5 protein-coding genes and 1 pseudogene are annotated in these 7,758 nt (G+C 74.7%); all 6 read left to right on the plus strand.

Annotation, left to right across the window (positions count from 1 at the left end):
• Positions 1 to 2,793 (plus strand): annotated as a pseudogene (locus tag ACFWOG_RS37575) (hypothetical protein); the annotation flags it as partial.
• 141 nt (positions 2,794 to 2,934) lie between these two features.
• The gene (locus tag ACFWOG_RS37580; protein WP_329877350.1) at positions 2,935 to 3,360 is read left to right on the plus strand and encodes a hypothetical protein; all 426 of its coding nucleotides are present in this window, start codon (positions 2,935 to 2,937) and stop codon (positions 3,358 to 3,360) included.
• A 5-nt stretch (positions 3,361 to 3,365) separates the two neighbouring features.
• Positions 3,366 to 4,169 (plus strand): nucleotide exchange factor GrpE, encoded by an 804-nt coding sequence (locus ACFWOG_RS37585; RefSeq protein ID WP_380363951.1) that lies wholly within the window; start codon positions 3,366 to 3,368, stop codon positions 4,167 to 4,169.
• 27 nt (positions 4,170 to 4,196) lie between these two features.
• Positions 4,197 to 6,761: an Hsp70 family protein gene (locus tag ACFWOG_RS37590; RefSeq protein WP_329947967.1), complete on the plus strand. Its 2,565-nt coding sequence runs from the start codon at positions 4,197 to 4,199 to the stop codon at positions 6,759 to 6,761.
• Complete coding sequence (locus ACFWOG_RS37595; RefSeq protein WP_380363953.1) at positions 6,758 to 7,171, plus strand: hypothetical protein; 414 nt, start codon at positions 6,758 to 6,760, stop codon at positions 7,169 to 7,171. Before ACFWOG_RS37590 ends, ACFWOG_RS37595 begins: the two co-directional genes overlap by 4 nt.
• Positions 7,172 to 7,440: 269 nt before the next feature.
• On the plus strand, positions 7,441 to 7,710 hold the full coding sequence (locus ACFWOG_RS37600) for a hypothetical protein (RefSeq protein ID WP_329877358.1): 270 nt from the start codon (positions 7,441 to 7,443) through the stop codon (positions 7,708 to 7,710).
• The last annotated feature ends 48 nt before the right edge of the window (positions 7,711 to 7,758 follow it).

Raw genomic sequence — 7,758 nt, forward strand, 5'->3', positions numbered from 1 at the left:
GCCCCGGTCGGGGCGGCGGCGGGCGCCGGGCCCGCGACACCGGCGCCCGCGTTCACCCCCGCGCCCGGTGTCGCCCTGCTGCGGCGGAACCGGCTGCGGGCCGCGCTGGCCCTGGCCGAGGGCTCGGCCGAGCGGACGGGCGGCCTGCTGGAGGCCGCCGCCGCACCGCGCGACCGCTACCACCTGGCCGCCGTCGCCCTGCTGACGGGCCGCCCGGTCCAGACGATCGCCCTGCTCGCGCCGCTCGAACCCGACCCGGCCGGCGACCCGGGCGTCGCCCGGCTCCGGGCGCTGCTCGCCGAACGGGCCGGCAACTGGTCCGGGGCGCTGGAGTGGCACCGGCACTTCCTCTCGGCGCCGGCCGCCCCCGGCGCCCGGTCCGAGCCGGACACCCGGTCCGGCCCCGCCGTCCCCGCGGCCCGGTCCGCTGCCGTCTCCGGGACCGTACCCGGCCCCCGGTCCGCGTCCGCCACGGATCCCGACCCCGCGGGCCCGCCGTCCGGCACCTGCACCACCTGCGAAGCCCCCGCGACCGCGACCTGCGGCGGCTGCGGCCGGGAGGGCTGCGCCGCACACCTGCACCGGCCCGGCTCCGCCGCCTCGCCGCGGTGCGTCCACTGCGCGGCCCCCGCGCTGCGCGCGGTGCTGGACTGCGCCCGCCGGGCCGGACTCCCCGAACAGGCCGAGGACGTGCTCGCGGACTGGGCCGAGGCGCTCGGCGACAGCCCCGCCGCCGCACCCGTCCGGTTCGACCTCGCGTTGCTGCGCGCCGAACTCGGGCTGCTGGACGCCGCCCTGGCCCAGCTCCCGGACACGGCCGGCCGGGAGCGCGCGGCCGTGCTGGTCCGCCGGGCGGCGGCCGCGCTGGAGGCGGGGGAGGCGGGCCGGGCCGCCGCGGACCTGCGCCGGGCGCTGGAGCCGGTACCGGACCACCCGCAGGCCGCCGCCGCCCTCGGCCTGCTGGCCGAGCACGAGGCCCGGCAGCACGCGGTGGACGGCCGGCACCGGGAGGCCTGGGAGGGCTACCGGGCGCTGCTGCTCAAGGATCCCGCCCACCCCCGGCTGCTCCACGCGCTGGGCCTGGCCGGCTACCGGCTCGCCGCGCCCGGCGCCGTGTCCGCGTCCGGGGCCGGGTCCACCACCGAGGGGGCGGGGAGCGCGGCCCCCGGCGGCGCCGCCCCGCTCGCCGACGAGCAGCTCTGGGCCTGGACCGTCGGCTGCCTGACCGCGGCCCTGCACCTGCCCGACCTCTGGGCGGAGGCCGCCCGGGTCACCGGCCGCCCGGCCGAGGAGCAGCGCGTCGCCGCCGCCCGGACCGCGCTCCTCGACCGGCTCCGTACGGACCTGCGCGAGCTGGACGTGACCCGCGGCCGAAGCGGCGACGAGCTGGACGCCTGGACCGTGCGCCTCGGTATGGAGACGCACTGCGCCGCCGCCTTCGCGGGGGAGGACGCGCGGATCACCCTGCCGGACCGCCCGCTCCGGCGCCTCGTGATCGGCCCCCTGCTCCACCGGGAACTCTGCGACGAGCCCGGGATCCCCTTGTGGGAGCGGCAGTTCAACCGCGCGGTGCGGGCCTGGCGGGGTGAGGAGAACCACCCGCTCGGCCAGTCGCTCGGCCTGTTCGACGAGCTCGGCCCGCAGCGCTACCTGCTGCTCCAGGGACGCCAGTCCGCCGCCGTCAGCGCCCTGGACGCGATAGCCGGCGGCGATCGCGGCGAAGCCTGGCGCGACCTGCTGACCGAGGCACTGGTCGGCCAGGCCCGGGAGCACCACCGGCACCAGGAGTGGCGCGAGGCGCTGGACTGCCTGGCCCGGGTCCGGACCGTCCCGGGCGTCGAACTCCCCTCGGACGTCGCCGACATCGCCGCCGAGTCCGGCGTGCGCGCGGCCCGCGCCCTGCTCAAGGCCAGCGACGACGACCAGGAAGGGGCGGCGAAGCTGCTGGAACAGGCGCTGGAGCTGGCTCCGGACCACCCCGAGGTGCGCGGCGACCTCGGCGCGACCTACGCCCAGTGGGCCCGCAAGATCAACAACGAGAACAAGGACTACTTCCGCGCCCTGGCGCTGCTCCGCAAGGGCATGGCCCTCGCCCCCGAGGACCCGACGGCCCGGCACTTCCTGGAGGCCGTGCTCGGCAACCGGGCCGGCGCCCTGACCGAGGCCGACGCCCCGGAGGCCGACCTGCTGGAGGCGGCCGAGCTCTGGAAGGAGCTGCACGCGCTCAACCCGGACGCCGACCACCTGCTCGGCTACGTCTTCGTGATGCGCCACCTGGCCCGTCACGCCGCGATGGCCGACAAGGCCGCCCTCGCCGTCAGCCGGATGACCGCGGCCCTGGAGGCCGATCCGGAGTGGACGGGTGAGACCGGGCACGAGTCGCGCCGCAGGGTCTCGGTGATGCTGGCCAACCACATGCTCGACGACATGACCGGCCGCCCGTTCTCCGAGCGCGCCGCGATCCTCCGCAAGGCGCGGTCGTTCGACGACTCCGTCGACATCCGCCAGCTGATGGTCGGGGTCTGGCGCAGCGAGGCGGCCGACCTGTTCGAGGCCACGCGCTACCTGGAGTCCACCAGACTGCTGGAGCAGGCGCTGGAGTTCTCCCCCTCGCAGGAGGAGACGGCCAAGCTCCACCGGGAGCTCGGCGTCGTGTACGGCAGCTACGCCGTCGCCCGGGCCAACCTGCGGGAGTTCCGGCAGGCCCGGGAGCTGGTCAAGACGGCCGTCCAGTACTGCCCCGACGACCGGGAGCTGAAGAAGCTCCAGAAGAAGATCAGCTCGCTCTACTGAGGCCACCACCCCGCCGTCCGGTGGCCGGGGCCGCCCGGTCACCCGGGGCCCCGGCCGCCGGGGCGACCGGTCGGCGCGGCCCGGCCGTCAGACGCGGCCCGGCCGTCCGCCCGGAGGAGAGAAGGAGAGACGACCCTCGCCATGCCACTGCACGAACCGTCACCGTACGAGGTCCTGGGCGTCCCGCTCTCGGCCGGCGTGCGCGAGATCAACCTCGCCGTAGGGCCCGCCATGCGGGCCGGCCGCTTCAGCCGTCAGCAGATCCAGGAGGCCGCGGCGCAGCTCCGCAACCCGGACCGGCGGCTGGAACTCGACCTCCAACAACCGCTGCCGCCCGAGCCGGTGGACCAGGCGGCCGGCCTGCTGGCACCCGCGCTGAACGAACCCCTGCTGGTGATCGACCGGCCGCCGCTGCCGCCCGTCTCCTCGCTGCTCGTGCTGCACGGGGCCGAGCTGGCCGCGGACTTCGCCGAGCCCGCCCCGGCCGGGGTCGACCCCGAGCCCGCCGTCCCCGCCCGCTTCGCCGCCGACCTGTCGGTGCTGCCGCAGATCGAGATCCCGGAGTGAACCACGTGACGACGCCCGAGCCGCGCAAGCCGCTGGAGGTCCCGCAGCGGGCCCTGGAGGTCGACCTGCCCCAGGCCTTCGGCCAACTGCTCTTCCGGGCCTCGATGCTGCAGCGCCGCCGGGCCGAGGAGGCCCAGGCGGCCAAGGCCGCCCAGCGGGAGCTGATCGCAGCCCTGGTGGAGGTGGACGACGCGCTGGCGTCGCTGGGGCTGGACCGTGAACTGGTGCTCCTGGGCCGGGGCGGCGGCATCGAGGCCACCCGCCGCCGGCTGCTGGGCAAGCTCGCCAAGGCCGGGGTGCGGCCGATGCGGCTGGACGGGCTCGCGGCGGACCCGGCGCTGACCGAGATCGTGGGCAGCGAGCCGAGGCGCGGCGTGGAGCCGGAGACGGTGGTGGAGACCGTCGTCACCGGCTTCTTCTGGGGGGACGAGGTGCTGCGCCGGGCCCAGGTCGTGGTGGCCGCGCACGTGCCCGCGCCGGCGGAGCACGTGCCGTGGGAGCCGGGGCCGGGCTCCGGGCAGGGGCCTGCGGCCGGTACCGGGGCCGGTACCGGCGTCGATGCGGACGGCGACACCGTGTACGTGCCGCAGCCTGCCGCCGGGACCGCCGGCGCCGACCCGCTCGCCGACCCGCGCGTCGCCGGACCCGCCGGACCCGCCGCCGCAACCGGCGCCGCCGCGGTCGAACCGCCGGCCGCCGAACGGACGTCTCCCGAACCGCCGGCCGCCCCCGAGCAGGCGAGGCGGACCCGGACCGGGAGCACCAGAGGCGGTCCGGCGGCCAACCGGCGCAAGCGGAAGAAGCGTTAGGAACACGAGGGGCAAGAGGGGAACGACATGTACCGCACACTCGGTATCGACTTGGGCACCACCAACTCCGTGGTGGCCCACCTGCGCCGCGGCGAGCCGGAGATCGTCTTCAACCGGCAGAACCAGGAGGCCACACCCTCCGTCGTCGGCCGCGGCCGCAAGGGGGAACTGCTGGTCGGTTCCACCGCCCGCAGCCGCCTCGCCCTCGACGGCGAGAACGTGATCCGTTCGGTCAAGCGCTTCATGGGGCGGAAGTTCAAGGACCCCCAGGTCCAGGCCGCCCTCGGCGAGCTGGACTACCGGGTCACCGCGGGCGCCGACGGCGACGTCAACGTCTGGTTCGACGGCCGTTCCTACACCCCGATCGAGATCTCCGCGATCATCCTGCACCGGCTCAAGGAGGACGCCGAGCAGCGGTTCGGCGAGCCCTTCCACCGGGCCGTCATCACCGTCCCCGCCTACTTCGGCGAGCGCCAGGTCGCGGCCACCCAGGAGGCGGGCCGGATGGCCGGCCTGCACGTGCTGCGGGTCATCAACGAACCCACGGCCGCCGCCCTCGCCTACGGGATCACGGCCGAGGCCGGGGTCGACGGCCGGACCGTCCTCGTCTACGACCTCGGCGGCGGCACCTTCGACATCTCGATCCTGCTGCTGGTGCCCGGCTCGGTGTCGGTCCTCGGCATCGAGGGCGACAACCTGCTCGGCGGCGACGACTTCGACCGCGCCATCACCACCGCGCTGCTGGAGGACATCAGGGCCGAGTACGGCTCCGACTACCAGCCCGACCTGCGGGACCGGCCCAAGATCGCGTCCACGGCGGAGACCGTCAAGATCGAACTGTCCCACCAGGAGGCCTCGGAGGTCATCCTGCCGGGCCTCGGCGCCGGTCAGCTGGTGCTGGAGACGGAGTTCGAACGGGCCCGCTTCGAGGAGCTGATCGAGGCCCAGATCGAGCGCACCATCGAACTGACCCACAAGGCCATCATGCAGGCCAACCTCACCGTCGGGGACATCGACGAGGTGCTGCTGGTCGGCGGTTCCACCTCGATCCCGCTGGTGGCGCGCCGGCTGGGCGAGGTGTTCGGGCCCCGGCGGGTCCGCCGCGGCGTCAACCCGATGCAGTGCGTGGCGCTCGGCGCGGCCGTCCAGTCCGCGCTGGTCGGCGAGGTGGAGTGCCCGGAGTGCCGGGCCCCCGCGGACCTGGCCGCCTCGGCCTGCTCCAACTGCGCGACCTCGCTGCTGGGCGGCGACCGGATCTCCTGCCCCGGCTGCCACGTCCCGGTGGACACCGCGGCCTCCGAGTGCCCCAAGTGCGGTCAGGAAATGGCGGGTTCGGCCGGCGGTGCGGCCCCGCAGCCGTCCCGGGCCGCCACCGTCGTCCGGAGCGACAACTGCCCCCGCTGCGGCACCCCGGCGGCCCCCGGCGTCACCTCCTGCGAACTCTGCGGGGAGGCGCTGAACTCCGCCGCCCCGGGGAACACCCGGGTGGGCCCGTCCGCCGCCGAGGACATGGGCCTGCGCTGCGCCTCCTGCGGCATCGTCAACCCGCCCGGCGTCGAGGTGTGTACGGGCTGCGGCGAGCTGATGCAGGTCACCAACCCCTTCGACATCACCCCGAAGAACCTCGGCATCGAGCTCAACGACGGCCGTCTCGCCGTCATCATCCCCAAGAACACCAGCTACCCGACGAGTTCGCCGGTCAGCCGGCAGTTCGTGGTCTCCGGCAGCGGGCGCCAGCGGCTGGAGGTCGCCGTCTACGAGGGCGAGCACGAGACCGCCCAGCGGAACGAGCTGATCGGGCACCTGACCCTGCGCCTGCCGGCCGGACTCGGTGGCCGTACCCCGATCGACGTCTCCTTCGGCCTCGACCGGGACCGCACCATCACCCTCTCGGTACGCATCCAGGGCGGCGGCGAGAAGACGGTCAAGCTGGAACGCGTCACCCTCGACCCGGAGTTGAAGGTCCAGGTGGAGGAGCAGCAGCGGCAGATCGAGAGCTTCACCGACCGCTGGGGCACCGAGCTCACCGAGGCCGAGATGCGCGACGCGCAGCGGCTGATGGACACCCTCGACGACCTGGCCGCCGGCCAGAGCCGTGGCCAGTCGGTGGACGAGGCCCTGGAGCGGGCCCAGCGCCAGCTCAAGGCCCAGCGCTGGGTGCGCGGTTCGGAGGCGTACCTGAGCCTGTTCCTGCACTACTGCGAGAAGCACCTCGATCCGAGCGACCTGGACCGGCTCCGTTCGGTGGCCGCGGAGCTGCGGCTGCGCCGGGAGGCGGCCGACTGGGAGGGCGCGATGGCCGCCGCCGCCCGCGCGGACGAGCTGTGCGACTCGCTCGGGCACACCTTCCGGATGCTCACCATGTGCAACGTCTACGTCAACCAGAACCTGGTCTCGCCGGCCCTGGCCCAGCGGATCATGGCGGAGCTGCGCGGCCTGGACTCGGCGGTCGAGTCGGCCAACATGGAGGCGGCGAACCGGCACACCTCGGCCCTGCTGCAGCTGTACGCGGAGGCGCAGCGCGAGATGGGCAGCGAGCCGACGGCCGAGTCGCTCGGCCCGGTCCGCCCGGAGGAGGCGGGGCCGCGATGAGCGAGGCATCCGTGGACGGGGGGCGTGCGGGCGAGGCATCCGTGGACGGGGAGCGTGCGGGCGGGGCGCCGGTGAGTGACGCGTGGCCGGGTGAAGCCCCGCCCGGCGACGGGCCGGCGGACACGGTCGCGCCGATCGAGGTGCCCTGCCCGCAGTGCGCCGTCCCCGCCGATCCGGAGACCCTGCGCTGCCCCTCCTGCCGGGAGGACCTGGCGGCCCTGGTGAGGCTGCGCTACGCCGGGCGGATCGACTACAACGAGGCGCTGGAGCTGGCCCGGTCCGGCGACGGTCCCTCCGCGCTGGTGCTGCTGCGGCGGGCGCTGGCGGTGGAGCCGGACCTGCACCCGGCCCGCGAGTTGTTCACGGCCGTCTCGGCCCGGCTCGCGGCGGCCCGCCGTCCGGCGGACTGACGCTCCGGCAGCCCGCTTCCGAGTCCGTCCGGCCCGTGGCCCACCCCCTCGCGGAGGGGGTGGGCCACGGGTTTTTCGGCCGCCGTCCCGGTCCTGTTGCGGGTTCGCGGGAATTCGGGAATCAATTCCGAGTGGCGCCGGGGCGTTGTTTTCCGTGTTTCGTGAATTCCCTTTCGGGGCGGCCGCACGTGTGGTTAACCTGCTTGCAGGTCGAGTTTCTCGCAACGAATTCGGCGTTGCGCATGACAGAAACCGTTCGAGGGGGTTCCGTGACCGCGAATATCTCCGTCCCGTCGTCGATCATCAAGCGACTGCTCAACACCGGCGTGGGCGAGGCCGTGTCCGCCTACTGCGACAACAAGGCCTGCCGGCAGGTGACCGACCAGGTCAGGATCAGCAACGCCAGGGCCTTCGGGGCCAAGCCCGGCACCTTCAGCGAGGTCGTCAACCGGATCGGCGCCGACTGGAATCCCATTTTCAACCTCATCGCCGGCCAGCCGACGATCTGCCGGAAGTGCGGTTCGGTCAACTGGGACTGACCCGTGAAAAGAAGCCGCGGCGGTCCGCCCCTCCGGGACCGGAGGAGG

Source organism: Kitasatospora sp. NPDC058406, assembly GCF_042722765.1.
Lineage (GTDB): Bacteria > Actinomycetota > Actinomycetes > Streptomycetales > Streptomycetaceae > Kitasatospora.

Bases quoted from the DNA above. Each gene is read 5' to 3' on its own strand.
- ACFWOG_RS37580 (WP_329877350.1), top strand. From the start codon at position 2,935: ATGCCACTGCACGAACCGTCACCGTACGAGGTCCTGGGCGTCCCGCTC.
- ACFWOG_RS37590 (WP_329947967.1), top strand. From the start codon at position 4,197: ATGTACCGCACACTCGGTATCGACTTGGGCACCACCAACTCCGTGGTG.
- ACFWOG_RS37595 (WP_380363953.1), top strand. From the start codon at position 6,758: ATGAGCGAGGCATCCGTGGACGGGGGGCGTGCGGGCGAGGCATCCGTG.